Origin of the sequence: Bradyrhizobium sp. SZCCHNR1053 (assembly GCF_032381235.1) — a bacterium.
Taxonomy (GTDB): domain Bacteria; phylum Pseudomonadota; class Alphaproteobacteria; order Rhizobiales; family Xanthobacteraceae; genus Bradyrhizobium.
In genome coordinates this window covers 16,415-40,926 of sequence record NZ_JAUHJM010000011.1, presented here as the reverse complement: position 1 = coordinate 40,926, position 24,512 = coordinate 16,415, and the positions used below count along the sequence as shown (strand labels likewise).

The 24,512-nt window shown below is 66.3% G+C and carries 26 protein-coding genes; 16 read left to right on the top strand and 10 right to left on the bottom strand.

Annotated features, from left to right (window positions below):
- The first annotated feature begins 74 nt into the window (after window positions 1-74).
- The 4 genes from QX051_RS22820 (at window position 75) to QX051_RS22805 (ending at window position 4,813) form a co-directional block, all read left to right on the top strand.
- The gene (locus QX051_RS22820; protein ID WP_315716519.1) at window positions 75-320 is read left to right on the top strand and encodes an acyl carrier protein; all 246 of its coding nucleotides are present in this window, start codon (window positions 75-77) and stop codon (window positions 318-320) included.
- Window positions 307-1,695 carry an AMP-binding protein gene (locus QX051_RS22815; RefSeq protein ID WP_315777676.1) on the top strand — a complete coding sequence of 463 codons (1,389 nt, stop codon included), beginning with the start codon at window positions 307-309 and terminating at the stop codon, window positions 1,693-1,695. The genes QX051_RS22820 and QX051_RS22815 overlap by 14 nt, the downstream gene beginning before the upstream one ends.
- Complete coding sequence (locus QX051_RS22810; protein WP_315777675.1) at window positions 1,688-2,419, top strand: SDR family NAD(P)-dependent oxidoreductase; 732 nt, start codon at window positions 1,688-1,690, stop codon at window positions 2,417-2,419. Before QX051_RS22815 ends, QX051_RS22810 begins: the two co-directional genes overlap by 8 nt.
- 99 nt (window positions 2,420-2,518) lie before the next feature.
- Complete coding sequence (locus tag QX051_RS22805; RefSeq protein ID WP_315777674.1) at window positions 2,519-4,813, top strand: heavy metal translocating P-type ATPase; 2,295 nt, start codon at window positions 2,519-2,521, stop codon at window positions 4,811-4,813.
- Between the two features lie 10 nt (window positions 4,814-4,823).
- On the opposite strand, the gene QX051_RS22800 is transcribed toward QX051_RS22805, so the two are convergent.
- Complete coding sequence (locus QX051_RS22800) at window positions 4,824-5,231, bottom strand: hypothetical protein (RefSeq protein WP_315777673.1); 408 nt, start codon at window positions 5,229-5,231, stop codon at window positions 4,824-4,826.
- Between the two features lie 156 nt (window positions 5,232-5,387).
- On the opposite strand from QX051_RS22800, the gene QX051_RS22795 reads away from it, so the two are divergent.
- A complete protein-coding gene (locus tag QX051_RS22795; RefSeq protein WP_315736435.1) occupies window positions 5,388-6,104 on the top strand; it encodes an MgtC/SapB family protein in 717 nt (238 codons plus the stop codon).
- A gap of 213 nt (window positions 6,105-6,317) precedes the next feature.
- Here QX051_RS22795 and QX051_RS22790 read toward each other — a convergent pair whose 3' ends face one another.
- Entirely contained in the window at window positions 6,318-7,118 is an 801-nt protein-coding gene (locus tag QX051_RS22790) for an RMD1 family protein (protein WP_315777672.1), read from the bottom strand.
- Between the two features lie 155 nt (window positions 7,119-7,273).
- Here QX051_RS22790 and QX051_RS22785 point away from each other — a divergent pair, with 155 nt between their 5' ends.
- Window positions 7,274-8,422 carry a DUF3095 domain-containing protein gene (locus QX051_RS22785; RefSeq protein ID WP_315777671.1) on the top strand — a complete coding sequence of 383 codons (1,149 nt, stop codon included), beginning with the start codon at window positions 7,274-7,276 and terminating at the stop codon, window positions 8,420-8,422.
- Between the two features lie 7 nt (window positions 8,423-8,429).
- Here the strand turns inward: QX051_RS22785 and QX051_RS22780 are convergent, their stop codons facing one another.
- Window positions 8,430-8,864, bottom strand: a complete 435-nt coding sequence (locus tag QX051_RS22780; RefSeq protein ID WP_315736438.1) for a DUF2147 domain-containing protein — start codon at window positions 8,862-8,864, stop codon at window positions 8,430-8,432.
- Window positions 8,865-9,901: 1,037 nt separating this feature from the next.
- Entirely contained in the window at window positions 9,902-10,435 is a 534-nt protein-coding gene (locus tag QX051_RS22775) for a GNAT family N-acetyltransferase (RefSeq protein WP_315777670.1), read from the bottom strand.
- A 105-nt stretch (window positions 10,436-10,540) separates the two neighbouring features.
- Here QX051_RS22775 and QX051_RS22770 point away from each other — a divergent pair, with 105 nt between their 5' ends.
- From QX051_RS22770 to QX051_RS22730, 9 genes are all read left to right on the top strand, one after another.
- Entirely contained in the window at window positions 10,541-11,140 is a 600-nt protein-coding gene (locus tag QX051_RS22770) for a superoxide dismutase (RefSeq protein ID WP_015669496.1), read from the top strand.
- Between the two features lie 173 nt (window positions 11,141-11,313).
- Entirely contained in the window at window positions 11,314-11,700 is a 387-nt protein-coding gene (gene crcB / locus QX051_RS22765) for a fluoride efflux transporter CrcB (protein ID WP_315777669.1), read from the top strand.
- Between the two features lie 159 nt (window positions 11,701-11,859).
- On the top strand, window positions 11,860-12,066 hold the full coding sequence (locus QX051_RS22760; RefSeq protein WP_315759471.1) for a hypothetical protein: 207 nt from the start codon (window positions 11,860-11,862) through the stop codon (window positions 12,064-12,066).
- The gene (locus QX051_RS22755; RefSeq protein ID WP_315777668.1) at window positions 12,066-12,827 is read left to right on the top strand and encodes an ABC transporter ATP-binding protein; all 762 of its coding nucleotides are present in this window, start codon (window positions 12,066-12,068) and stop codon (window positions 12,825-12,827) included. The genes QX051_RS22760 and QX051_RS22755 overlap by 1 nt, the downstream gene beginning before the upstream one ends.
- Complete coding sequence (locus QX051_RS22750; protein ID WP_409998128.1) at window positions 12,824-13,696, top strand: metal ABC transporter permease; 873 nt, start codon at window positions 12,824-12,826, stop codon at window positions 13,694-13,696. The genes QX051_RS22755 and QX051_RS22750 overlap by 4 nt, the downstream gene beginning before the upstream one ends.
- Before the next feature lie 11 nt (window positions 13,697-13,707).
- Window positions 13,708-14,583, top strand: coding sequence for a metal ABC transporter substrate-binding protein (locus QX051_RS22745; protein ID WP_315777667.1), 876 nt, complete (start codon window positions 13,708-13,710; stop codon window positions 14,581-14,583).
- Window positions 14,584-14,653: 70 nt separating this feature from the next.
- Window positions 14,654-15,694, top strand: a complete 1,041-nt coding sequence (locus QX051_RS22740) for a CobW family GTP-binding protein (RefSeq protein WP_409997649.1) — start codon at window positions 14,654-14,656, stop codon at window positions 15,692-15,694.
- Window positions 15,694-16,713, top strand: coding sequence for a WD40 repeat domain-containing protein (locus tag QX051_RS22735; RefSeq protein ID WP_315777666.1), 1,020 nt, complete (start codon window positions 15,694-15,696; stop codon window positions 16,711-16,713). The genes QX051_RS22740 and QX051_RS22735 overlap by 1 nt, the downstream gene beginning before the upstream one ends.
- Window positions 16,714-16,798: 85 nt before the next feature.
- Entirely contained in the window at window positions 16,799-17,119 is a 321-nt protein-coding gene (locus tag QX051_RS22730) for a hypothetical protein (protein WP_315777665.1), read from the top strand.
- 191 nt (window positions 17,120-17,310) lie between these two features.
- Here QX051_RS22730 and QX051_RS22725 read toward each other — a convergent pair whose 3' ends face one another.
- From QX051_RS22725 to QX051_RS22700, 6 genes are all read right to left on the bottom strand, one after another.
- Window positions 17,311-18,735 carry a homospermidine synthase gene (locus tag QX051_RS22725; RefSeq protein WP_315736447.1) on the bottom strand — a complete coding sequence of 475 codons (1,425 nt, stop codon included), beginning with the start codon at window positions 18,733-18,735 and terminating at the stop codon, window positions 17,311-17,313.
- A 74-nt stretch (window positions 18,736-18,809) separates the two neighbouring features.
- Window positions 18,810-19,199, bottom strand: a complete 390-nt coding sequence (locus QX051_RS22720) for a RidA family protein (protein WP_315772379.1) — start codon at window positions 19,197-19,199, stop codon at window positions 18,810-18,812.
- A 95-nt stretch (window positions 19,200-19,294) separates the two neighbouring features.
- Window positions 19,295-19,456 carry a hypothetical protein gene (locus QX051_RS22715; protein WP_315736449.1) on the bottom strand — a complete coding sequence of 54 codons (162 nt, stop codon included), beginning with the start codon at window positions 19,454-19,456 and terminating at the stop codon, window positions 19,295-19,297.
- Entirely contained in the window at window positions 19,444-20,037 is a 594-nt protein-coding gene (locus QX051_RS22710; RefSeq protein ID WP_315777664.1) for an N-acetyltransferase, read from the bottom strand. Before QX051_RS22710 ends, QX051_RS22715 begins: the two co-directional genes overlap by 13 nt.
- 179 nt (window positions 20,038-20,216) lie before the next feature.
- Window positions 20,217-21,359 carry a type III PLP-dependent enzyme gene (locus QX051_RS22705; protein WP_315777663.1) on the bottom strand — a complete coding sequence of 381 codons (1,143 nt, stop codon included), beginning with the start codon at window positions 21,357-21,359 and terminating at the stop codon, window positions 20,217-20,219.
- Between the two features lie 673 nt (window positions 21,360-22,032).
- Window positions 22,033-22,293: a hypothetical protein gene (locus tag QX051_RS22700; protein ID WP_315777662.1), complete on the bottom strand. Its 261-nt coding sequence runs from the start codon at window positions 22,291-22,293 to the stop codon at window positions 22,033-22,035.
- Between the two features lie 132 nt (window positions 22,294-22,425).
- Here QX051_RS22700 and QX051_RS22695 point away from each other — a divergent pair, with 132 nt between their 5' ends.
- The gene (locus QX051_RS22695) at window positions 22,426-24,507 is read left to right on the top strand and encodes a M3 family metallopeptidase (protein ID WP_315777661.1); all 2,082 of its coding nucleotides are present in this window, start codon (window positions 22,426-22,428) and stop codon (window positions 24,505-24,507) included.
- Window positions 24,508-24,512: the final 5 nt, after the last annotated feature.

The window sequence follows — 24,512 nt, the reverse complement described above, 5'->3', positions numbered from 1 at the left end:
CTGGGAAGTCCGGCTTCCTTCACCTTCTCGTCCTATGGTCGGTTTCATCGTTTGAACAGTGAGCGGATTGGCCCATGTCGGTACGGTTAAGAATCATTGCAGCGATCAAGCAGATTGCGGACGAGCAGAAGGTCAAGCTGCCGCCGCTGACCGACGAGCTGACGTTGCACGAGACCGGCTTCGACTCGCTCGCTTTTGCCATCCTGGTCGCCCGTCTCGAGGACGATCTCGGCGTCGATCCATTCACACTGTCCGAGGACGTGACGTTCCCCAACACGATAGGCGACTTCATCGGGGCCTATGAGAATGTCCCCGCGTGAGATCTTCGCTCTTCGCGACCATCTCGGGACCGCGCTGACCGAGCGGACGATCTCCGATCCGCGTCACGTCCTATCGCTCGCCGAGCTCTCGCGTGGAAGCTGCCTCGGCGGCCGCACCAAAGAGCTCAACGGACGTTCGGTGCTGCTGGCGACCTCCGGCCAGTTGCTCGCCGGCCTCGCGCTGATCGAGATCGACGGCGTCGCGCTGCGCCTGCTGTTGTGTCCGCCGGATCTCAAGGGCGAGCATCTCGCCAGCATCGTCGCCGATGCGGACATCGACGTCATCGTGACCGATGAGGTCCAGCGTTTCGACGCCTGCGGCGTGGATCTCGTGATCGAGGTTGCCCTGCCGCAACCTTCTGTCGAGGTGGTGCAGACGGTGCGCGCCACCGAATGGCTGATGCTGACATCAGGCACATCGGGCGTGCCGAAGATTGTCGGGCATACGCTCGAGGGCCTGTGCGGCGCGATCATCGGCGACCGTCCGGGTCCTGGCGAAGCGATGCCGGTGTGGGCGACCTTCTACGACATTCGCCGCTATGGCGGCCTGCAGATCTTCCTGCGTGCCATCGTCGGCGGCGGCTCGATGGTGCTGTCGGATCCGGGCGAGGGGCTCACGGACCACATCGCGCGTCTCAACGCGCGCGGCGTCACTCACATGTCCGGAACGCCGTCGCATTGGCGCAAGCTGCTGATGAGTGGGTCAGTGGAAGGCTTTGCGCCGCGCTATGTGCGTCTCTCCGGCGAGATCGCCGACCAGGCCGTGCTCGACGGATTGAAGCAGGCATTTCCCGACGCTTCGATCGGTCATGCCTACGCCTCGACGGAGGCCGGCGTCGGCTTCGCGGTCAATGATGGGCTGGAGGGTTTTCCTGCGACGCTGCTCGGCGAGGGCCGCGGTGCCGTCGACATGAAGGTCGTCGACGGCTCGCTGCGCATCCGCTCCAGGCGCGCGGCGCACGCCTATGTCGGACGCGCTGCGGCTGCCCTGACCGATACGGACGGCTATGTCGACACCGGCGACATGGTCGAGCTGCGCGGCGATCGCTACTACTTCGTCGGGCGCCGCAACGGCATCATCAATGTCGGCGGGCTCAAGGTCCATCCCGAAGAGATCGAAGCCGTGATCAATGGCCATCCCGAGGTGCGGATGTCGCGCGTCAAGTCGCGACGCAGCCCGATCACCGGCGGCATCGTCGTGGCCGAGGTCGTGCTGACGGCGGATGCCGATCCGGCGCGGAGTGAGACGGTTCGCAACGAGATCCTCGCCGCGTGTCGCGCGCGTCTCGCGGCTCACAAGGTGCCGGCGATGATCCGCGTCGTGCCAGCGCTCGACGTCACACCGGCCGGCAAGCTGGCGCGCGCCGATGCATAATGTTCTCGTCACCGGCGGCAGCCGTGGCATCGGGCTCGCCATCGCGCGCAGGCTCGCGGGAGCGGGCTATGACGTCATCGCGGTGGCCCGCCGGGAGAGCGACGAACTGCGCGCCGCGATGGCCGAGTTCAGCGCCAGCAGCGCTGGCATTCATTTCCGCGCCTGCGACCTCAGCGTCGTTGACGAGCTTCCGGCCTTCGTGAAGTCGGTGCGCGACGAGTTCGGTCCGCTCTATGGTCTCGTCAACAATGCCGGTCTCGGTACCGAAGGCCTGCTTGCGACCATGCACAATTCGGAGATCGAGGCGCTGGTGCGGCTCAACGTGCTGGCGCCGATGATCCTGACGAAATACGTCGTTCGCCACATGATGGCCGCGGGCGAGGGGCGGGTGATCAACATCTCCTCGATCATCGCCTCTACCGGCTACAATGGCCTGTCCGTCTACGGCGCGACCAAGGCGGCCGCCAACGGCTTCACGCGCTCGCTGGCGCGCGAGGTCGGCAAGGTCGGCATCACCGTGAACGCGATCGCGCCGGGCTTCATCGCCACCGAGCTGACGCAGAGCATGGACGAGGAGCAACAGCGGCGCATCGCCGGCCGGAGCGCGTTGCGGCGGCTGCCGGAAACCGATGACGTGGCCGCGATGGTTGAATTCCTGCTCGGCGACGGCGGGCGCAATGTCACCGGCACCGTGCTGACGGTCGACGCAGGCAATACCGCCTGAGGCCATTTGCGGCGATCGGTCGCTCTTGCCGTTGATTTCGCTCAAGCGTCCGACGGGCGGCAGCAGCGATAGTGCCGGCGCAATCCGGAACCGGTATCCATGTTCGAGCGCATTCTGCGGTGGAGCCTCGTCGCAATCGCAATCGCGGGCCTCGCCGCGGGCGGGCTCGCGCATGTGGTCGGTCGCCCCGATCTTGCCGGGATCGCGTTCACGGCCTCGACCGTTCCTGTTATCCTCGGGCTGATCGTCTCGATCGTCCGCGATTTCCTGGCCGGCCGCATCGGCGTCGACGCGATTGCGCTGGTGTCGATGAGCGCGGCGATCATCCTCGGCGAGCCGCTGGCCGGCGCTGTCGTGGCGCTGATGTATGCTGGCGGCAACGTGCTGGAAGACATTGCCGTCGCCCGCGCTGAGCACGATCTGCGCGCGCTGGTCGATCGCGCGCCGCGCGAGGCGCATCGCCGCCGTGGCGACGACATCGACAACGTTCCGATCGCCAGCGTCGCGGTCGGTGATCGCCTGATGGTCCGCGCCGGCGAAATCATCCCGGTCGATGGCATGGTCGAAGCGACGATCGCCGTCGTCGACGAGTCGGCGCTCACGGGTGAGCCGATCCCGGTGACGAAGACGCGCGGGATGGCGATCCTTTCGGGATCGGTGAACGCCGGCGACACGTTCGAAATGGTGGTCACGGCCACCGCGGGCGAAAGCACCTATGCCGGCATCGTCAAGCTGGTGACGACGGCCCAGACCGCGAAGGCGCCGTTCGTGCGGCTTGCCGACCGCTATGCCCTGATCTTTCTGCCCGTCAGCCTCGCCATTGCGGCGGCCGCCTGGTTCGCCTCGGGCGATCTCATCCGGAGCCTCGCGGTGCTGGTCGCCGCGACGCCCTGCCCGTTGATCCTCGCCGCACCCGTGGCCTTCATCGCGGGGGTCGCGCAGGCCGCGCGCAGCGGCATCCTGGTCAAGGGCGGCGGCAAGCTGGAGGCGCTCGCGCGTGCCCATACCGTGCTGTTCGACAAGACGGGCACGCTGACCGTCGGCGGCGCGCGGCTGCTCTCGGTCGACGCGGCACCGGGCGAGGACGCCGATGCGGTGCTGCTGCTCTGCGCATCGCTCGAGCAGGCCTCGCACCACGTGGTGGCGCACGCGATCGTTCAGGCCGGCCAGGCCCGCGGGCTGAAGCTGAAGGTGCCCGAACAGGTCAGGGAGACCATGGGCTCAGGCCTCGAAGGGCTGATCGATGGCCGCCCTGTGATGGCCGGCTCGCGCGACCTCGTGCTCGGCAGCCGCACGCCGCCGGCTTGGGCGGCGCGCGCGATCCGCCGGGCGTCGTGGCGTTCGGCCCTGATCGTCTTCGTCGCCGTCGAGGGGCGCCCGATCGGGGCGCTGCTGCTGGCCGACGAGCTGCGTGCGGATACGCCGCGGGCGATCCGCTGGCTGCGCGAGGCCGGCATCGTGCGCATGGTCATGGTGACCGGGGACCGCGCCGCGGCCGCGCAGGCGATCGGCGCGGCGCTCGACCTCGACGCCGTGCTGGCGGACCGTGTCCCCTCCGACAAGGTGGAGGCGGTCAAGACCGAGCAACGGCTGCATCCCACGATCATGGTCGGCGACGGCATCAACGATGCCCCTGCGCTGGCCTCCGCCGATGTCGGCATCGCGCTCGGCGCCCGCGGCGCCAGCGCCTCGTCGGAAGCCGCCGACGTGGTCATTCTCGCCGATCGGCTCGATCGGGTGGGCGAGGCGATCGTGATCGCGCAGCGCGCCCGGCGCATCGCCCTGGAGAGCATCTTCGTCGGCATGGGCCTGTCGTTTGTCGCGATGGGGGCCGCCGCCTTCGGCCTGCTGCAGCCGGTGCCTGCCGCCCTGGCCCAGGAGGCCATCGACGTCGCCGTCATCCTGAACGCGCTCCGCGCTTTGTTCCCGGCTGGCCGGAGCAAGGCCGGCCGGATCACGGCCGAAGACGGCCGCGGGCTCAGGCATGATCACCAGGCGCTGCTGCGCGGCCTCGACCGCCTGCGCTCGATCGTCGATGCGCTCGACGAGGCTTCGCCCGACGGCGCCGTCGCGCTGATCATGGAGGCGAACGGCCTGGTGCAGGACAAGGTCGTGGCGCATGAGCGCGACGACGAAGGCTCGGTCTATCCGAAGCTCGCGCGGCTCCTGCAGGAGAGCCATGGCCTGTCGGCGATGAGCCGGGCGCATCGCGAGATCCTGCATCTGGCGCGGCTGCTCGGCCGGCTGGTCGAGGATCTGCCGTCCGAGCATGTGGACCGCTATCTGATCCGCGATGCGCAACGGGTGATCGAGGCGATCGAGACGCTGGTGCGCATGCACACGGCGCAGGAGGACGACATCTACGAGGCCGTGGTGGCGCGCTCGGCCGCCTGAGCCGTTCGCGTCAGCCCGGATGCCGCGGCAGGTCGATCCGCTCGTTGGCAAATTCCGCAGGACCTTCGATCAGGCGGCGAATCCGCCGCTGGCGCTCGTCGGCCGCCAGGTTCGGGTCGAGCATCCGATCGATCAGCCGGATCGCATTCTGCTCGATGGCGAGGGGATCCCGCGACGTGAGCTGCCCTGTTGCTGCCGGCCGCGATGCATGCAGGCCGATCGTGAGCAATTGGCCGATGGCGTCGGAGCGTGTCATCTGGTGGGCCTCCGCCCAGGCGTCGATCTCGGCGGTGAGCTCCTGGGACAGCTTCACCGCACTCACCGCATCATGCCCCAGCCGGACGGCCGGGCTGTGATCCCTGCGGACGTCGGAGAATGGCGTCATGTGTTTGCCGGACGTCATCTGCCTGTTGATCATATTAGCCTAAAATATGCGGGAGGGACTGGGATTTGATTTCGATCAAGGACGTCCTAAGAAAGCGGCTTCTCGCGGCGGTTCCGCCGCCGGATGCCACGCGTGTCGCTGCCGCCAGGCGGGCCACGGAGCACAATACCGCAGACAGTCGGCAAGCCCATGCGATTCCTCCACACCTTCCAGGTCTATGATTTCCTCGACACGCTCGTCAGCCTGTTCACGGCTTTCGTGCTGGGGACGCTGATCGGCGCCGAGCGGCAATACCGGCAGCGCAGCGCCGGCCTGCGCACCAACGTGCTGGTGGCCGTCGGCGCGGCCGCCTTCGTCGACCTCGGCAACCGCCTCACCGGCGCCGACGGCGCGGTGCGGATCATCGCCTATGTGGTGTCGGGGATCGGCTTCCTCGGCGCCGGCACGATCATGAAGGAGGGCATGAACGTCCGCGGGCTCAACACCGCCGCGACGCTGTGGGCGTCCGCCGCGGTCGGCGCCTGCGCAGGCGCCGACCTGATCGCGCAATCGGTGGCGCTGACCGTGTTCGTGCTGGCCGGCAACACGCTGCTGCGGCCGCTGGTCAACGCGATCGATCGCATCCCGCTCAATGCGCAGACGTCGGAGGCGCACTACGAGATCGTCCTGACCACCGACGGGCTGCGCGCCGCCGAGCTGCGCGAGGCGCTCGACGAGCGGCTGGAGGCGGCCAAATACCCGGTGCGGGAGACCGAGGTCGTCTATCGGTCGGAGGACATCGTCGAGATCGTCGCGACGCTGGTGCCGCTCGCGGTCGATACGGTCGATCTCGACCGCGTCGTGTCCGAGCTGGCGAAGCTCGCCGGGGTCCGTCATGCGACCTGGAACGTCAGAGCGCTGGTGTGACGGCATTGGCCGACTAGCATCGCCGCACCGGCGGCGGGGCGCTCGCCACACCTCGTGGCTGCCGGCCGCCGGCGGTCGTCGCAAGCTCCCCACCCACGTCATGGTTCGACATCCCCCGCATCGCTCATCGCGCCCATGCGAAAGTTCCATGCCGCGCCTGAACCATCGCTGAATGCAGCGCCGTCAGTCGTCGGGCGTGCGGCAGCTCCATCGTCAGTGCCCGCCGCGGGCGAAGATCTCGTAGAAGCCGAGCACGATCTCGCAGGCGATCAGGATGACGACGATGACCTCGAGCCGCAGCGAGCGCTTGGTGTCGATGATGTCGGCGAGCGTGGTCGCCGTCTCGGCGATCACCGCGAGCTTGCGGTTGAGGGTTTCCTCCCGCTCCTTCAGCTCATACTCGTCCTCGAGCCGCGCATAGAGCCGCTCCAGATCGGGCCGGTCCCACAATACGTCCGGCTTCTCACCGACCGCCACGCGGCCGGAGACCCGGTGCTGCACCAGCAGCGCCTCGCCGAGCAGCTTGAGCATCGCCACCCGGCTCTTCGAGGTTCGCCCCAGCATCGCCAGCTCGCGCGCGAACGGCTCGATGGTGTCGAACACGTTGGCGATCTCGCGCTCGCTGCGGCCGAGCACGACGCTTTTCGCCAGCGCATCGGCGACGATGAGCAGTCGCTCCAGCGACAATTCCTTGACCAGGACCGGGCCGCCGACCGGGATCGGCTCGTCGGATTCGCGCGCGACCTGGACCTTCGCCGTCTCTTCCTCGTGCGGCGCGATCGGGCCGAACAGCCGCGCGCTCAGCCGGTCGAGGAAGTTGATCTCCTCGGCCACCGACAGGCCGATGAAGACGACGACGCCGTAGCGGAAGACCACGGCGACTCCCGTCTCGCCGATGCGGACCGCCAGCGGCGTCGCCGACAGCACCTGGCCTTCGAAGCCGGCGGTATTGATGCGGTCCGCGATCTGGAGCGCGCGGGCGGCGAGTTGTGGAACGGGTGAGGTGTCGGCCATGATGGCGAAAGGCTAGCACGTCATTGCCGATGGAACGATAACGCGGCGCAATCCGTCTGGCGACACGTCCGCTGCCGAATATCGTTGCGTGAACCCGCTTGACAGGAATGAACGTAGCTCCTCATTGGACGCGCACCCCGGACGGATGCCTCTCGATGTCGAAGACCAGCACTGCGGACTACTATGCCTCGATTCCGGTGTTTCGCGGCTTTGCGCGCCTGATGGAGCCGCAGCTCTACCAGCCGGTGCCGGATGATTGGCTGATCGGCACGGCCGACATCGTCGAGTCGACCAAGGCGATCGCCGACAAGCGCTACAAGGCGGTCAACATGGCCGGGGCGGCGGTCATCGCCGCAGTCACCAATGCCTTGGAGGGGCGCGAATTCCCGTTCGTGTTCGGCGGTGACGGCGCCAGCTTCGCCGTCAGCCCGGATGACGAAGCGGCCGCGCGCGAGGCCCTTGCCGCCACCGCGACCTGGGTCAGGGAGGATCTCGCTCTCGCGATGCGCGTCGCGCTGGTGCCGGTGAGCGCCATCCGCGCGCAGGGGCTCGACGTCCGCGTGGCGCGCTACGGTCCATCGGCCAATCTGTCCTACGCGATGTTCGCAGGCGGCGGATTGGGCTGGGCCGAAGCTGCGATGAAGCGGGGCGAGTTCGCGATTCCCCCGGCGCCGTCCGGTGCGCAGCCCGATCTGTCCGGACTCTCGTGCCGCTTCGAGGAGATTCCGGCGGCGCGTGGGGTCATTCTGTCGGTGCTGGTGCTGCCGGCCCCGGGCGCGGATGCGCAGGCCTATCGCAAGGTGATCGAGGAGATCATCACGCTCACCGAGCGCAGCCCCGATGCCGGGCGGCCGGTGCCAGCCGGCGCGCCGGCGTTGCGATGGCCGCCGCAGGGATTTGGCTACGAGGTCCGCGCCGCGCGCGGACCGCTGTTTTCGCGCTGGGCCCGCGTGCTCGGACGTACGTTGTTCGTCTATGCCGTGATGCGGTTCAACATCAGCATTGGCGGCTTCGTGCCGGATCTCTACAAGCAGCAGGTGGTCGAGAATTCCGACTTCCGCAAATATGACGATGCGCTGCGCATGATCCTCGACTGCACCGACGAGCTCGCGCAGGAGCTGGAGCGCCGGCTCGGCGCGGCGGCCTCGCGCGGCATCGTCCGCTACGGGCTGCATCGGCAGGATGCCGCGATGATGACCTGCTTCACGCCGTCCGCGATCCGGCCCGATCACGTCCACTTCATCGACGGCGCACGAGGCGGCTACGCGTCGGCTGCGACCGCGTTGAAGGCCGCGGTCGCCTGAGCGCGGATCAGCGTGAGCGGGTCCAAGTCTCGCCGCCGCACAGCGATCCGACGCAGCCTTCCACCTTCAGCGTATCCGGGCCGGAAACGGAGATGTGGCTGGTGTAGCTCTGGCCGTCATCGGCGTTGTAGATCTTGCCGGACCATTTGTTCGGCCCCTCCGGGTGAACGCCTTCGAACAGTTGCAGCCCGATGATCGGGCGGTTGGCCAGCGAGCGATTCGGATTCTTGTTGTCGACGGCCGGCTTGCCGGTGTCGGTGTCCATCGGCTCCTTCAGCCACACGACGGTGCCGCAGAGATTGGCGCCGCATTTGGCGACCTTGATCCTGGCGTCGCCCGCCTGGGTCAGCCAGGTGCCGGTCGGATCATCGGCGGCCAAAGCGGGCTGCGCCATCACGACGGTCGCCAGCGCAAGACCAGCCAAACGCAATTTCCAAATCATCTTACCCCCCGTTGAAGCCGCGTTTCCATAACAGCAAACGGCGCAGTTGCAATCGTCGAGGTGCGGTTGTCCAAGGCATGATCATCACGATCAGGTGCATTGCCGACGGGCCGTCTCAATCCGTTGTTCGATTGTCTCATGGCATGTGCCGGGAAATGGTTTTGACTGCCGCAACAAACTCCGCTGTCGTCCCGGCCCTTGAGCCGGGACCCATACCCCCAGGGAGCGGTTTGAGGCACGCCGGCCATTGGCTTTTCGCATCTCACGTCCGCCGCGGCGTATGGGTCCCGGATCGGCGCCATGCTGCGCTGGCGCGCGTCACGGCTTGTCCGGGACGACGACGGCGGGTGAGGCGGTTTCACGGTTCAAACAGCGATGGACATAGCTTTGCAGTCTCGCGGCCCTTCACGCCCGAGGTCTGCGATCATCGTGGCCCTTGCAAAAATGCAGAGGGCGCAGGGAATGCCGGGTGAAGGCCTCACCCATGGCCCGCCTGCGAAAAAAATGCAGGCGGCAGGTACCACAGGCAAAGCCGATTCAACCGGCATTCCCTGCGCGACGGTCTTCACGCTTATACGCAGTCTCCCTGGTGCGCCGGGCTTGTTGGCCACCATCCCTAGCGCCATGCGCTCGCATTGCGCCAGGTTGATACCAGCATCGGGGTATCAGGACGCTGCGACTTCACGTCCGCAAGCTGCCGTTCGTCCGCACGCCGATAAGCATGCTGCGGCAGCAACGCGGCCATCGCATCCCCACCTCGCGTGTCGTGACGATCGCGCGCAACGCCCCTCTGCGGTGAGGCGGGATGCCGGGATACAATCATGATTTCTTAAAAAACGCAAGATGATTATTTTTTTCGGAAGACTGCCATGTGCTCCCGCTGTCGTCCCGGCCTTGAGCCGGGACCCATACTCCGCAGCGGACATCATGGGCAAAGCGCCAATGACCAGCGTGCCTCAAATATCTCCCTGCGGGTATGGTCCCGGATCTGCGCGCGCGTGCCGCGCGCTTGTCCGGGACGACAGGGGAGAGCGGCCTCACCACGGCAGACCGCAGAGGTCGATGGTGCCGCGCGTCGGCGCGGTGCGCTTGACGTCGTGGACGAGCGCAGACAGCGTGTCGAAGCGGATGCGGCCCTGCTCGGGCTGCTCGGCGTAGACGTCGCCGTCGAACGGAATGAAGCCGCGTGCCGTATAGAAGGGGATGCGATCCGCCGCGCAGAACAGGACGGCGTAGTTGATCGAGTCCTCGTGCCGCAGGGTCTGGATCGCCGCGTTCAGTCCCACCGTGGCGAGACCGCGGTTGCGCATGTCGGCGCGCGTCAAAACGCCGCCGATGCCGCCGACATTGACGTTCTGACCGTTCCATTTCACGAGTCGGCGATAGATGCCGACATGGCTGAGCACCTCGCCGCTCTCGTCCTGCACCAGCACCCGCAGGTCGGCATGCGCAAATGTGATACCTGCCCACGGTAATCCGGCGACCACCTCCGGCGGCCAAACCGCGTCGTAAAGCGGCTTGACCTGCGGCCAGGCGGCGTCACCATTCAATACGTCGATCTCGATGCTCATCAAAGCGGCTCGCTTTTTCCAAATTCACGGTGTTTTACGGTGTCGGAACCTTCTATAAGAAGGTCCCGTTAAATCCCGTCTTCCACAAGTTGCGGAACCGCCCCCATGACCTTTACGCTTCCCCCCCTGCCTTACGCCTATGAAGCCCTCGGACCCTACATGTCCAAGGAGACGCTCGAGTACCATCACGACAAGCATCATCAGGCCTATGTGACCAACGGCAACAATGCGATCAAGGGGACCGAATTCGAAGGCAAGTCCCTCGAGGAGATCGTCAAGGGCTCGTTCGGCAAGAACCCCGCGGTGTTCAACAATGCCGGCCAGCACTTCAACCACATCCATTTCTGGTCGTGGATGAAGCCGAACGGCGGCGGCTCCAAGCTGCCTGGCCGGCTCGAGAAGAAGATCGACGAGGATCTCGGCGGCTTCGAGAAATTCAAGGCCGACTTCGCGGCCGCCGGCGTCGGCCAGTTCGGCTCGGGCTGGTGCTGGCTCTCGGTCAAGAACGGCAAGCTCGAAATCTCCAAGACGCCGAACGGCGAGAACCCGCTGGTGCACGGCGCGACCCCGATCCTCGGCTGCGACGTCTGGGAACACTCCTACTACATCGACTATCGCAACCGTCGTCCCGACTATCTGAAGGCGTTCGTCGACAGCCTGATCAACTGGGATTACGTCGACGAACTCTACGGCAAGGCGATCTGATTCCTGGCATGCGAGGTGCGGGCGGCGGCTTCGGCTCGCCGCCCTTTTTCATGGCAAGGGCTTTTGACGAGGGCTCTCCTTGCAAGAGTGGCGCCCTTGCGGCAAAAGTTTTGCTCCATTCGCGACGAGGGCAGGGCATCCCTTCTCTCGATGCGGTCTGCAGGTAAGGTCCCGTGAATCAGCTGGTCGGATTTTTTCTCGTCTTCTTCGGCGGCGGCTGCGGCGCCTCGCTACGGCACGCGATCAACATGGCCAGCGCCAGGGCATTCGGGACGGACTTCCCGTACGGCACCTTCATCATCAATATTACTGGCTCCACCGTGATGGGCCTGATCGCCGGCTACCTCGCCTTCAAGGGCGAAGCGACCCAGCATTGGCGGCTGTTCCTGATGACCGGCATCCTCGGCGGCTACACCACGTTCTCGGCGTTCTCGCTCGACACCGCGCTGCTCTATGAGCGCGGCGCGCTTGGGCTGGCCGCACTGTATGTGCTCGGCTCGGTCGGCATCTCCATCGCCGGCCTGTTCGGCGGCCTCGCTCTGATGCGGTATCTGAGCTGACGGATCGGCGGACAGGGCGAGGCACGATCTCTCATCCGTCATTGCGAGCGCAGCGCGCTGCGCTCGCAATGACGGATGAGGCGATGACCTTCGGCCTCAGAAACACCGCCCAGCCGGCCGGTGGACAGGGGTGATGTTATAATGTAACATCATGACGAAATGACGCAGCCTGCCCTCCATAGCCACGGCCATTCCCATGCCCACGGGCATGGCCACAGCCATGCCCACAGCCACGGTCCCGCGGCGCCGCATCCGGCGCAGCCGGCGCCGTGGTCGATCCTGCGCATGCCGGTGACCACCCGGCTCGGCGCGGCGCTGGCGGCGAGCGCGGTGCTCTGGCTGATCGTCTGGCTGGCGATGCGGTGATGACGGCCATGGTCCAGCTGCAATTCCGCGACGTGACTCTGGGCTACGACCGCCACCCCGCCGTGCATCACCTCACCGGTGAGGTCGCGACGGGCGCGCTGCTCGCCGTGGTCGGCCCCAACGGCGCCGGCAAGTCGACCCTGTTCCGCGGCATCGTCGGCCTGTTGAAGCCGCTCGCCGGCACCATCGCCGCGGCCGGCCTGAAGCCGCGCGAAATCGCTTATCTGCCGCAGATCGCCGATATCGACCGCTCCTTCCCGATCTCGGTGTTCGATTTCGTCAGCACCGGACTGTGGCGCAGCACCGGCATGTTCGGCGGCATCGGCGCGGCCGCGCGCGAGAAGATCGCGCAGGCGATCGCGGCCGTCGGCCTCACCGGATTCGAGGGCCGCGGAATCGGCACGTTGTCGGGCGGCCAGATGCAGCGCATGCTGTTCGCGCGCGTGCTGCTGCAGGATGCCCGCGTGATCGTGCTCGACGAGCCGTTCAATGCGATGGACACGAAGACCTCGGCCGACCTGTTGCAACTGATCGAGCACTGGCATGGCGAGCGGCGCACCGTGCTGGCGGCGCTGCACGACATGGAGATGGTGCGCGCGCATTTCCCGCAGACCCTGCTGCTGGCGCGCGAGGCCGTGGCCTGGGGACCGACGGCGGAGGTGCTGACCGCCGATAACCTGTCACAGGCGCGTCGGATGTGCGAGGCGTTCGACGATGCCGCCGCGCCCTGCGTGCCCGCGCAAGCCTCCAAGGCGGCATGATGCTGCGCGAGGTGCTGTTCGCTCCGTTCTCGGATTTCGAGTTCATGCGCCGCGCGCTCGCCGCGGTCATCGCGCTGTCGCTCGGCTCCGGGCCGATCGGCGTCTTCCTGATGCTCAGGCGCATGAGCCTGGTCGGCGACGCCATGGCACATGCGATTCTTCCCGGCGCGGCGATCGGTTTCCTGCTATCGGGGCTCAATTTGTTCGCGATGACGACCGGCGGCCTGATCGCCGGCTTCGCCGTGGCGCTGCTATCGGGCCTCGTGTCGCGCTCGACCGGGCTGAAGGAGGACGCGTCGCTCGCGACCTTCTATCTGGCGTCACTCGCGATCGGCGTCACCATCGTCTCGGTCAAGGGCACCAACGTCGATCTCTTGCACGTGCTGTTCGGCAACATCCTAGCGATGGACGACCCGACTTTGCTGATGGTCGCGACCAACGCCACCATCACGCTCGTCGTGCTCGCCGTGATCTACCGCCCGCTGGTGGTGGAGAGCGTCGATCCCTTGTTCCTGCGCACCGTGAGCCGCGCCGGTGCGCCGGCGCATCTGATCTTCCTCGGCCTGATCGTGGTCAATCTGGTCAATGGATTCCAGGCGCTGGGCACCTTGCTCGCGGTCGGCCTGATGATCCTGCCGGCGGGGATCGCCCGGTTCTGGTCGCGCGACGTCACGCCGATGATCTGCATCGCGGTCGCCTCTGCGATCGTCTCCGGCTATGTCGGTCTGGTGCTGTCGTTCCAGACCCGCATTCCCTCAGGGCCTGCGATCATCCTGGTCGCGTCCTTGCTCTATCTCGGCTCGGTACTGTTCGGACGCGTCGGCGGCGTGCTTCCGCAACTGTTTCCGGGGCGCCATCTCGAAGCTTGAAGTCGATGCCCATGAAACGCCTGCTGTCCGCGCTGAGCCTGCTCTTCGGCCTTGTTCTGATCGTCCCCGCATCGGCCGAGACCCGGCTGAACGTCGTCACCAGCTTCTCGATCCTCGCCGATTTCGTCCGCCAGGTCGGCGGTGACAAGGTCAATGTCGCCTCGCTGGTCGGGCCGGACAGCGACGTGCACGTCTACACGCCGACGCCGCATGATGCGAAGGATGTCGGCGCCGCGCAGCTCCTGATCGTCAACGGCCTCGGGCTGGAGGGCTGGCTGCCGCGGCTGCAGCAGGCCTCCGGCAGCAAGGCGCCGATCGTCGTCGCCACCCGGGGCATCACCCCGCGCAAGCGCGGCTCGGATGCTGATCCGCACGCCTGGCAGTCGGTCGGCAACGCCAAGGCCTATGTGAAGAACATCCGCGATGCGCTGGTCGCGGCCGACCCCGCAGACGCGGAAGTCTTCAAGGCCAATGCGGAGCGCTATCTCGGCGAGCTCGATGCACTCGACCGCGAGGTCCGCGCCGAGATCGACAAGATCCCGGCCGAGCGGCGCAAGGTGATCTCGACCCATGACGCCTTCGGTTATTTCGCCGATGCCTATGGCGTCGCCTTCATCGCCCCGCTCGGCGTCTCCACCGAGACCGAGCCGTCGGCCCGCGACGTCGCCGAGATCATCCGCCAAGTGAAAAAAGCGGGGATTCCGGCCGTCTTCCTGGAGAATTTCAACGACGACCGGCTGGTCGGCCGGATCGCCGCCGAGACCGGCGCGAAGATTGGCGGGACGCTGTATTCCGACGCCCTGAGCGATGAAAAGGGCCCCGTTCCCACTTACATTGCCATGGTCAGGCACAATATAAGGGCCCTGACGAGCGCGCTGGTCCGTTAGGGTTTTCGAGCCCTCGCGGCGGTGCGCTTTTGAGCCATTTTCGACGCGATCTGAGGTTTTCGGAGTGAGCATGTCCGACGCGAGCAAGACACCAGTGACGGTCCTGACCGGCTATCTCGGGGCCGGCAAGACCACGCTTCTGAACCGCATCCTCTCGGAAGACCACGGCAAGAAATACGCCGTCATCGTCAACGAATTCGGCGAGATCGGCATCGACAACGACCTCATCGTCGGCGCCGATGAGGAAGTGTTCGAGATGAACAACGGCTGCATCTGCTGCACCGTGCGCGGCGATCTCGTGCGCATCATCTCCGGCCTGATGCGGCGCAAGGGCAAGTTCGACGCCATCATCGTCGAGACCACCGGGCTGGCCGATCCGGCGCCGGTGGCGCAGACCTTCTTCGTCGACGAGGACGTGCAGAAGAACGCGCGGCTCGACGCGGTCGTGACGGTGGCCGACGCGAAGTGGCTGTCGGACCGGCTCAAGGATGCGCCGGAGGCGAAGAACCAGATCGCGTTTGCCGACGTGATCGTGCTCAACAAGACCGATCTCGTCACCAAGCCGGAGCTCGCCGAGGTCGAGGCGCGCATCCGCGCCATCAACCCCTACGCAAAGCTGCATCGCACCGAGCGCTGCCAGATCGCGATCTCGGACGTGCTGGAGCGCGGCGCGTTCGATCTCGACCGCATTCTGGAGATCGAGCCGCAATTCCTCGAAGCGGGCGACGATCACGATCATCACCACCATGATCACGACCACGGCCATGATCACCATCATCATCACGATCACGGCCTGAAGCACTATCACGACGAGGAGATGCAGTCGCTGTCGCTGCGGTCCGACAAGCCGCTCGATCCGTCGAAGTTCATGCCGTGGCTGCAGAACCTGGTGCAGACCGAGGGCGGCAAGATCCTGCGCTCCAAGGGCATCCTGTCGTTTCAGGACGATGACGACCGCTACGTCTTCCAGGGCGTGCACATGATGCTCGAAGGCGATCACCAGCGGAAGTGGAAGCCCGACGAGGCGCGCCAGAGCCGCGTCGTCTTCATCGGCCGCGAGCTGCCGGAAGACGCTATCCGCGAAGGTTTCGAACGCTGCATCGTGACCTGATGACGTCGTTCGACCAGAGCGGCGAGGCCGCATCGATCGTGTCCGTCACCGACAAGGTGAAGCCGGTCTCGCTCGGCATGGCCGTCACGGCCGTGCACTATCTCGGCGATCGTGCCGCCTTCGTCGGCACCGAGGAGAGCGTCGCTGTCGTCGACGGCGACGGCGAGATCAGCAAGGTGGATGTCACCGGCGGCGGCATCCTGTCGGCGGTGTCGGACGGATCGCGGATCGTGATCGGCGGCGATGACGGCAAGGTTTCCTCGCTCGACAAGGCGGGCAGCGTCAGTGTGCTCGTGACCGATCCGAAGCGGCGCTGGATCGACAACGTCGCGCTTCATCCGGACGGTGCGATCGCCTGGTCGGTCGGCAAGACCGCGTTCGTGCGTCAGCCCAAGGGCGAGGAGAAGTCGCTCGAGGTGCCGTCGACCGCGGGCGGACTTGCGTTTGCGCCGAAGGGCCTCCGGCTCGCGATCGCGCATTACAACGGCGCGACCTTGTGGTTTCCCAACATGGCGGGCGAGCCGGAATTCCTCGGCTGGGCCGGCTCGCATCACGCCGTCACTTTCAGCCCGGACAACAAGTTCCTGGTCACCGCGATGCACGAGCCGGCGCTGCACGGCTGGCGCCTAGCTGACTCCAGGCACATGCGGATGACCGGCTACCCCTCGCGGGTGAAGTCGATGTCCTGGGGCAGCGGCGGCCGTTTCCTGGCGACCTCGGGTGCCGACATGGTCATCCTCTGGCCGTTCGTCGGCAAGGACGGCCCGATGGGCAAGGAGCCGGCGATGCTGGCGCCGATGAAGGCCAAGGTCACCGCTGTCGCTTGCCATCCCAGGCAGGACATCCTGGCCTGCGGCTACGAGGACGGCACCGTGCTGATGGTGCGGATGCAGGACGGCGCCGAGATCTTGGTGCGGCGGAATGAGACGCCGCCGATCGTGGCGCTGGGCTGGAATGCTGCGGGAACGTGGCTCGCGTTCTCAGACGAGAGCGGCGAGGCGGGACTGCTGCGGCTCTGATGGGCCACTGGGGCGCAGGCCCCATCGGGAACCTCGCGGCCTTCGGATTGTTGTTCCGCACATCACAGGATGCGGATGACAAGCCATGGCCTCGATCAATAGCAAACAGACGTTGCGCCGGGACATGCTGCTGGCAGCGGGCCTGTTCGTCCTGGGTGTGCTCGTGGCCGTCGTCTCGCTGACCGAGATCAAGGCCAATCATCTCGACCAGATCGCGCAGGCTGTGCCCTCAGCCTCGCCTGAGCCGTCCGCGACACCGGCCGAGTCCAAGCCCGGCGGCACCCGCCCGACCACGCCGGCGCCAGAGCCCGCGCGGCCCGATGTCGAAGCTCAGAAGGAAGGCGCCAAGCCAGCGCTGCCGCCAGCCCCGGCCGAGAAGATCGCGCCGACCATGGAGCGGAAGTAGCTGGAGAGGCCCAAACGCGGCCACAAATTCCGCTGTCGTCCCGGCGAACGCCGGGACCCATAACCCCAGGACGTCGTTCGAGGCAGGCTGTTAGCTCCATCTCCCGTCTCATACCCGCCGGGGAGTATGGGTCCCGGGTCGGCGCCACGACGGCGTTGCCGTCGTGGCTTGCCCGGGACGACAGTGGAGGTTTACCGCACCAGGATGTTGCGGAACTGCCAGGGATCCGACGTGTCGATATCCTCGGGGAACAGGCCCGGGCGATCGTTCAGCGGCGTCCAGTCGGTGTAGTAGCCCTTGACCGGGCCGAGATAGGGCGACTGGATCTCCAGGCAGCGGCGGAAGTCCATCTCGTCGGCTTCGACGATGCCGGCGGTCGGGTTTTCCAGCGCCCACACCATGCCGGCGAGCACCGCTGACGACACCTGCATGCCGGTCGCGTTCTGGTACGGCGCGATGCGGCGGGTCTCCTCGATCGAGAGCTGCGAACCGTACCAATAGGCGTTCTTGCCGTGGCCGTAGAGCAGCACGCCGAGCTCGTCGATGCCGTCGACGATCTCGTTCTCGTCGAGGATGTGCCACTTCCCCTGCATCTTGCCGGTGGCGCCGAAGATCTCGTGCAGCGACAGCACGGCGTCATTGGCCGGGTGATAGGCGTAGTGGCAGGTCGGGCGATAGACGACCTTGTCGCCGTCGCGCACGGTGTAGTAGTCGGCGATCGAGATCGATTCGTTGTGGGTCACCAGGAAGCCGTATTGCGCGCCCGGCGTCGGACACCACGAGCGCACGCGGGTGTTGGCGCCCGGCTGCAGCAGATAGATCGCGGCGCCGCAGCCCTCGGTGTGGCGGCGGCCGTTCTCCGGCATCCATGTCTCGTGCGTGCCCCAGCCGAGCTCGGCCGGCTGCATGCCCTCCGAGACGAAGCCCTCGACCGACCAGGTGTTGACGAACACGTCCATCGGCTTCGGATTCCTGGAGCGCTGGGTGTCACGCTCGGCGATGTGGACGCCCTTGACGCCGAGTTTCTGCATCAGCTGCGCCCAGCCCTCGCGGCTCTTCGGCTCGACGATCTCGGTCTTGGTGTCCTTGGCGATGTCGAGCAGCGCCTGCTTGACGAACCAGGAGACCATGCCGGGATTGGCGCCGCAGGTGGAGACGGCGGTGGTGCCGCCCGGGTTCTTGCGCCGGGCGGCGAGCAGCGTCTCGCGCAGCGCGTAGTTGGAGCGCTGCTCGACTCCCATCTGCTTGTCGAAATAGAAGCCGGCCCACGGCTCGACGACGGTGTCGATGTAGAGCGCACCGATCTCCCGGCACATCGTCATGAGGTCGACCGAGGAGGTGTCGACCGACAGGTTGACGCAGAAGCCCTGGCCGCCGCCTTCGGTGAGCAGCGGCACCAGCAGATCGCGGTAGTTGTCGCGGGTCACGCCCTGCTGGATGAAGCGGACGCCATGCTTCTTCGCCAGCGCGCCGTCGTCATGCGGATCGATGATGACGAAGCGGCTCTTGTCGTAGTCGAAATGGCGTTCGATCAGGGGCAGGGTGCCCTTGCCGATCGAGCCGAAGCCAATCATCACGATGGGGCCGGTGATCTTCGCGTGGATCTGCGAGCTCATGAATGGTTCTCCGCGAAAGGTGCGTGGGATGGATGGATTCAGGCGGCGCGCCGCCTTCAGACGCTGCGCCGCTTTTAGGTGCTGCGCCGCTTGGCCGTGACCTCGATCTCGACCTTCATCTCGGGCTTGAGCAGGCCTGCGACGACCACCATCGTGGCTGCCGGACGGATGTCGCCGAGCACGTCGCCGCAGACCGCGAAATGGGCATCCGCGTCGTTGACGTCGGTGAGGTAGTAGGTCGCGCGGACGATATCGGCCATCTCGAAGCCGCCCTCCTGCAGGGCGGCGGCGATGGTCTTGAAGCAGTTGCGTGACTGGCTCGTGACATCGGCCGGCATCGTCATGGTGGTGTAGTCGTAGCCGGTGGTGCCGGCGACGAAGGCGAAGTCGCCATCGACGACGGCGCGGCTGTAGCCGAAGCTCTTCTCGAACGGTGATCCGGTAGAGATCAGACGGCGGGACATGGCGGACCTCGTGGTGGGATTTTCGGGGGTTAAAGAGCTTTTGCTGCACCTGCGCAACCCCTGAGGGGCTGCTGCGGCGTCCGTTGCCGAAATGCCTAACGCAGGCGGGTGACGTCAGGTCCGGCGGGCGGCGTGCTGCTCCAGCGCCGCGCCACGATGTCGCGGACGATCATGATCCCGAGCAGGATCAGCAGGAGCGTCGGCAGCAATGTCCGCCGCCGCGGTGCGTGCCCGTCGCGGGCGGTTACGCCGCGCATGATACCAGCCGCTCCTTGCGGCTGCGGCGGGCCTTCCGCTCCCGGGCGCCAGTTGCGAGGATCGGGCCTGCGGCGCCATCGAGCGCGCCGTCGACCAGCTCGAGGCCGAGCAGGCGCGCGCGTTCGAACGCGCCGGGCAGCTCCAGCTCGGCCGTCTTCTCAACCGAGAAGCCGAAGCGGGCGTAGTAGGGCGCATCGCCGAGCAGGATCACCGCGCCATGGCCGCGCGACGCCGCGATCATCAGCGCGGCATTCATCAGCGCAGCGCCGACGCCGAGGCTGCGCGCCTCCGCCGCGACCGCCAGCGGCCCGAGCATCAGGGCGTCGCGTCCGCCGGCGCTGACGTGCCACAACCGCAGCGTTCCCACCAGCGCGCCGCCGCGCACCGCCGACAAAGCGAGGCCCGCGGCGGGCGCGCGTCCGTCGCGCAGGCGCTGGCAGGTGCGCTCATGGCGGTTGTCGCCAAAGCAGGCATCGAGCAGCGTCTCGCGCGCCGCGACGTCGGAGGCTCGTTCGCTGCGGATCGCGAACGAAGCGGCAGTCCGATGGGGCGCAGTGGTAACGGAGCGAAAAGCGGTCATGGCACGTCAGTCCCCGGCCTGCGCCGCGAGCCACCGCCCGCGCGCAAACACGTGATGTCAGGTTGAAGGTGACGGTCTATCGCTCCCTCCCCCGCTTGCGGGGGAGGGTCGGGGTGGGGGCAGCCCCACCCGAAGCTTCGCGTCGTCTCACCCGCAAGCGGGTGGCGAAGCAAGCCGGATCAGATGTGATAGGTCTTCAGCGGGGGGATGCCGTTGAAGGCCACCGACGCGTAGGTCGACGTATAGGCCCCGGTCCCCTCGATCAGCACCTTGTCGCCGATCGAGAGCGTCACCGGCAGCGGATACGGCAGCTTCTCGTACATCACGTCGGCCGAATCGCAGGTCGGGCCGGCGAGCACGCACGGGGTCATCTCCGCGCCCTCATGCGGGGTGCGGATGGCGTAGCGGATCGACTCGTCCATCGTCTCGGCGAGACCGCCGAACTTGCCGATGTCGAGATAGACCCAGCGCAGCTCGTCCTCGTCGCTCTTCTTCGAGATCAGCACCACTTCCGACTCGATGATCCCGGCATTGCCGACCATGCCGCGGCCCGGCTCGATGATCGTCTCCGGGATCTGGTTGCCGAAATGCTTGCGCAGCGCACGGAAGATCGAGCGGCCGTACTGCACGACCGGCGGCACGTCCTTCAGGTACTTGGTCGGGAAGCCCCCGCCCATGTTCACCATGGTCAGGTTGATGCCGCGCTCGGCGCAGTCGCGGAACACCGTCGAGGCCATCGCCAGCGCGCGGTCCCACGCCTTCACCTTGCGCTGCTGCGAGCCGACATGGAACGAGATGCCGCACGGCTCCAGGCCGAGCCGCTTGGCCAGGTCCAGCACGTCGACCGCCATCTCCGGATCACAGCCGAACTTGCGCGACAGCGGCCACTCGGCGCCGGCGCAATCGTACAGGATGCGGCAGAACACCTTGGCGCCGGGCGCTGCGCGCGCGATCTTCTCGACCTCGGCGGCGCAGTCGACCGCGAACAGGCGGATGCCGAGCGCATAGGCGCGCGCGATGTCCCGCTCCTTCTTGATCGTGTTGCCATAGGAGATGCGGTCCGGCGTCGCACCGGCGGCCAGCGCCATCTCGATCTCGGCGACGGTCGCCGTGTCGAACGACGAGCCCAGCGAGGCGAGCAGCGACAGCACTTCCGGCGCCGGGTTGGCCTTGACCGCATAGAACACGCGGCTGTCCGGCAGCGCCTTGGCGAAGCTCATGTAGTTGTCGCGCACGATCTCGAGGTCGACGACGAGGCAGGGCTCGTGGTCCAGACCTTCCTCGCGGCGGTTGCGCAGGAATTCCCGGATACGTTCGGTCATAGCACCCTCCAAACGGTCCCAGCGACGAGACCCGTTCAAAATGATCCCGACACGGGTGCCTTGGCGTTGCCGCCCGATGGAAAGGCGACAAAACCTCGAACCCGTAGCCGAATTGTGCTGCCGTGGATTGGTTGGGAATTTCCCGCCCGCACACCTGGCAATGAAGGACAAGCCTTTTCAGTAGCCCGCGCCGGCTTTGGACTGCCGGTAGAGACCAAAAAAGCCCGATCCGTCGTTGCTTTAAGTCGCGTCCCCCGTTGAGAGCGGGGTGCGCCGGTTCGCCTCCGGCTGCCAGTCACGGTTGCAAAAGATGGGGTGACCTTCAGCGGCATCTCTTGAGAGAGATGCTGGGCTCTGGAGCATGGCGATCTCGATCATGGTGATCTTGATCGCAACGATCCGAGGGCCCCTCGGTTCCTCATCCCTTGGCGGCTGTCCGGCCTCTTGTCCGGATACCTACCGACTGACACACGACCACAGGCACGTGCGAAATTGGGCAGAAGCGGAAATAAGCGTTTTGAATTTCGTTCGCAAGGAATTTTTGGGCGCCGGGAAAGATTTCCCTAATCTGTGCTTACGCGACACACATGCTGCGCAGATGTCTGAACGAACGTTAAGCGAGCTTAAAGTTTCGTAACGCGTTCACCCTTGCAGGACAGTGTTTTCGCGTGACTCACGCGCGCTTGGTGAACGGCTCGATGCGCTGCGCGCCACGGATGAAGCCGATCATCACGAACACGCCGATCGCGAACAGCACGGCCTGAACGATGTGCGCGCCGCCATCGCCGAGCCCGAACAGAATCGCGAGCGCCCAGCCGCCGGCGAAGGCCGCACCGAACACTTCGGCACCGATCAGGATCGCCGCCGAGATGACGGTGATCACGGTCGGCCAGGCGATCTGGCGGCCGGCTTTGGAGGTGGTCTCTGCGTTCATGGTCCAGGGTCCTGTTGCGGGCCGCAATCTCTCCGAAAAGGCCCGGCCCTTCAAGGGGAAATGACCCAAAAAGAGCCGGCTCCGTGGTATGAGGGGCGCATCGAACTTCCGGGAGAGGACGGACCCCAGCCGATGTCAGACACCACCGCTGTGATCGACGCCCAGACCAATCCGCTGCTCGTGGCCTGGGAGACCCCGCACCAGACACCGCCCTTCGACGCGATCAAACCCGAGCACTTCCTGCCGGCCTTCGAGCGCGCCTTCGCCGACCACGCCGCCGAAATCACCGCGATTACCCATGATCCGGCCGAGCCGGACTTCGCCAACACCATCACGGCGCTGGAGCGGTCGGGCAAGCTGCTGTCGAAGGTCGCGGCGGTGTTCTACGATCTGGTGTCGGCGCATTCCAACCCGGCGATTCTGGAGATCGACAAGGACGTGTCGCTGCGGATGGCGCGGCACTGGAACCCGATCATGATGAATGCCGTGCTGTTTGGCCGCATCGCGCTGCTCTACGACAACCGCAAGGACCTCAAGCTCACCGGTGAGGAGCAGCGGCTCCTGGAGCGCACCTACACCCGCTTCCGCCGTGCCGGCGCCGGCCTCTCGGACGATGACAAGGTGCGGATGGCCGAGATCAACGAGAAGCTCGCCCAGCTCGGCACCACCTTCAGCCACCATGTGCTCGGCGACGAGCAGGACTGGTACCTCGAGCTCGGCGAGGACGACCGTGCCGGCCTGTCCGAGAGCTTCGTGGCTGCCGCCAAGGCAGCGGCGGACGAGCGCGGCATGCCCGGAAAGGCGATCGTGAACCTGTCACGCTCCTCGGTCGAGCCGTTCCTGCAGAGCTCTGCCCGCCGCGACCTGCGCGAGAAGGTGTTCAAGGCCTTCACCGCGCGCGGCGACAATGGCAACGTCAACGACAACAACGCCGTCATCGGCGAGATCCTGTCCTTGCGCGAGCAGGCCGCCAAGATCATGGGCTTTCCGAACTTCGCCGCCTATCGCCTCGAGGATTCCATGGCGAAGACGCCGGAGGCCGTGCGCGGGCTGCTGGAGCGCGTCTGGAAGCCGGCGCGCGCCAAGGCGCTGGCCGACCGCGATCAGCTGCAGGAGATGATCACGGCGGAGGGCGGCAACTTCAAGCTCGCGGCTTGGGACTGGCGCTATTACGCCGAGAAGCTGCGCCAGGCGAAGGCCAACTTCGACGACGCGGCGATCAAGCCGTATCTTTCGCTCGACAACATGATCGCAGCCGCCTTCGACTGCGCCACGCGGCTGTTCGGCATCACCTTCGCCGAGCGCAAGGACATCCCAGTCTGGCATCCGGACGTCCGGGTCTGGGAGATCAAGGACGCGCAAGGCCGCCACAAGGCGCTGTTCTATGGCGACTACTTTGCCCGCTCGTCGAAGCGCTCCGGCGCCTGGATGACCTCGCTGCGCGACCAGCAGAAGCTCGATGGCGACACCGCGCCCTTGATCATCAACGTCTGCAACTTCGCCAAGGGGGCCGACGGCCAGCCGTCGCTGCTGTCGCCGGACGATGCCCGCACCTTGTTCCACGAGTTCGGCCACGGCCTGCACGGCATCCTGTCCAACGTGACCTATCCCTCGCTATCGGGCACTGCGGTTTTCACCGATTTCGTCGAGCTGCCGTCGCAGCTCTACGAGCACTGGCAGGAGCGTCCCGAGGTGCTGCAGACCTTCGCGCGCCACTACCAGACGGGCGAGCCGCTGCCGCAGGACCTGCTCGAGCGCTTCCTGGCCGCGCGCCGCTTCAACCAGGGCTTTGCCACCGTCGAGTTCGTGTCCTCGGCGCTGATCGATCTCGAATTCCACACCCAGCCGGCGGCGGCGTCGAAGGACGTGCGTGCGTTCGAGCGGGCGGAGATGGAGAAGATCGGCATGCCGCCCGAAATCGCGCTGCGCCACAGGCCGACTCAATTCGGCCATATCTTCTCGGGAGACCATTATGCGGCGGGCTATTACAGCTACATGTGGTCGGAGGTGATGGATGCGGATGCCTTCGGCGCCTTCGAGGAAGCCGGCAACATCTTCGATCCGACGGTCGCCAAGCGGCTCCACGACAATGTCTACGCCTCGGGCGGCTCGCTCGATCCGGAAGCGGCCTACATCGCCTTCCGCGGCCGCGAGCCCGAGCCCGACGCGCTGCTGCGCCGGCGCGGTCTGCTCGACGTTGCCAAGGCGGCTTGAGGTGA

What these genes read in the sequence shown, in the direction of transcription:
- QX051_RS22820 (WP_315716519.1), top strand. Translation starts at nt 75, where the DNA reads ATGTCGGTACGGTTAAGAATCATTGCAGCGATCAAGCAGATTGCGGAC.
- QX051_RS22815 (WP_315777676.1), top strand. Translation starts at nt 307, where the DNA reads ATGTCCCCGCGTGAGATCTTCGCTCTTCGCGACCATCTCGGGACCGCG.
- QX051_RS22810 (WP_315777675.1), top strand. Translation starts at nt 1,688, where the DNA reads ATGCATAATGTTCTCGTCACCGGCGGCAGCCGTGGCATCGGGCTCGCC.
- QX051_RS22805 (WP_315777674.1), top strand. Translation starts at nt 2,519, where the DNA reads ATGTTCGAGCGCATTCTGCGGTGGAGCCTCGTCGCAATCGCAATCGCG.
- QX051_RS22800 (WP_315777673.1), bottom strand. Translation starts at nt 5,231, where the DNA reads ATGATCAACAGGCAGATGACGTCCGGCAAACACATGACGCCATTCTCC.
- QX051_RS22795 (WP_315736435.1), top strand. Translation starts at nt 5,388, where the DNA reads ATGCGATTCCTCCACACCTTCCAGGTCTATGATTTCCTCGACACGCTC.
- QX051_RS22790 (WP_315777672.1), bottom strand. Translation starts at nt 7,118, where the DNA reads ATGGCCGACACCTCACCCGTTCCACAACTCGCCGCCCGCGCGCTCCAG.
- QX051_RS22785 (WP_315777671.1), top strand. Translation starts at nt 7,274, where the DNA reads ATGTCGAAGACCAGCACTGCGGACTACTATGCCTCGATTCCGGTGTTT.
- QX051_RS22780 (WP_315736438.1), bottom strand. Translation starts at nt 8,864, where the DNA reads ATGATTTGGAAATTGCGTTTGGCTGGTCTTGCGCTGGCGACCGTCGTG.
- QX051_RS22775 (WP_315777670.1), bottom strand. Translation starts at nt 10,435, where the DNA reads ATGAGCATCGAGATCGACGTATTGAATGGTGACGCCGCCTGGCCGCAG.
- QX051_RS22770 (WP_015669496.1), top strand. Translation starts at nt 10,541, where the DNA reads ATGACCTTTACGCTTCCCCCCCTGCCTTACGCCTATGAAGCCCTCGGA.
- QX051_RS22760 (WP_315759471.1), top strand. Translation starts at nt 11,860, where the DNA reads ATGACGCAGCCTGCCCTCCATAGCCACGGCCATTCCCATGCCCACGGG.
- QX051_RS22755 (WP_315777668.1), top strand. Translation starts at nt 12,066, where the DNA reads ATGACGGCCATGGTCCAGCTGCAATTCCGCGACGTGACTCTGGGCTAC.
- QX051_RS22750 (WP_409998128.1), top strand. Translation starts at nt 12,824, where the DNA reads ATGATGCTGCGCGAGGTGCTGTTCGCTCCGTTCTCGGATTTCGAGTTC.
- QX051_RS22745 (WP_315777667.1), top strand. Translation starts at nt 13,708, where the DNA reads ATGAAACGCCTGCTGTCCGCGCTGAGCCTGCTCTTCGGCCTTGTTCTG.
- QX051_RS22740 (WP_409997649.1), top strand. Translation starts at nt 14,654, where the DNA reads ATGTCCGACGCGAGCAAGACACCAGTGACGGTCCTGACCGGCTATCTC.
- QX051_RS22735 (WP_315777666.1), top strand. Translation starts at nt 15,694, where the DNA reads ATGACGTCGTTCGACCAGAGCGGCGAGGCCGCATCGATCGTGTCCGTC.
- QX051_RS22730 (WP_315777665.1), top strand. Translation starts at nt 16,799, where the DNA reads ATGGCCTCGATCAATAGCAAACAGACGTTGCGCCGGGACATGCTGCTG.
- QX051_RS22725 (WP_315736447.1), bottom strand. Translation starts at nt 18,735, where the DNA reads ATGAGCTCGCAGATCCACGCGAAGATCACCGGCCCCATCGTGATGATT.
- QX051_RS22720 (WP_315772379.1), bottom strand. Translation starts at nt 19,199, where the DNA reads ATGTCCCGCCGTCTGATCTCTACCGGATCACCGTTCGAGAAGAGCTTC.
- QX051_RS22715 (WP_315736449.1), bottom strand. Translation starts at nt 19,456, where the DNA reads ATGCGCGGCGTAACCGCCCGCGACGGGCACGCACCGCGGCGGCGGACA.
- QX051_RS22710 (WP_315777664.1), bottom strand. Translation starts at nt 20,037, where the DNA reads ATGACCGCTTTTCGCTCCGTTACCACTGCGCCCCATCGGACTGCCGCT.
- QX051_RS22705 (WP_315777663.1), bottom strand. Translation starts at nt 21,359, where the DNA reads ATGACCGAACGTATCCGGGAATTCCTGCGCAACCGCCGCGAGGAAGGT.
- QX051_RS22700 (WP_315777662.1), bottom strand. Translation starts at nt 22,293, where the DNA reads ATGAACGCAGAGACCACCTCCAAAGCCGGCCGCCAGATCGCCTGGCCG.
- QX051_RS22695 (WP_315777661.1), top strand. Translation starts at nt 22,426, where the DNA reads ATGTCAGACACCACCGCTGTGATCGACGCCCAGACCAATCCGCTGCTC.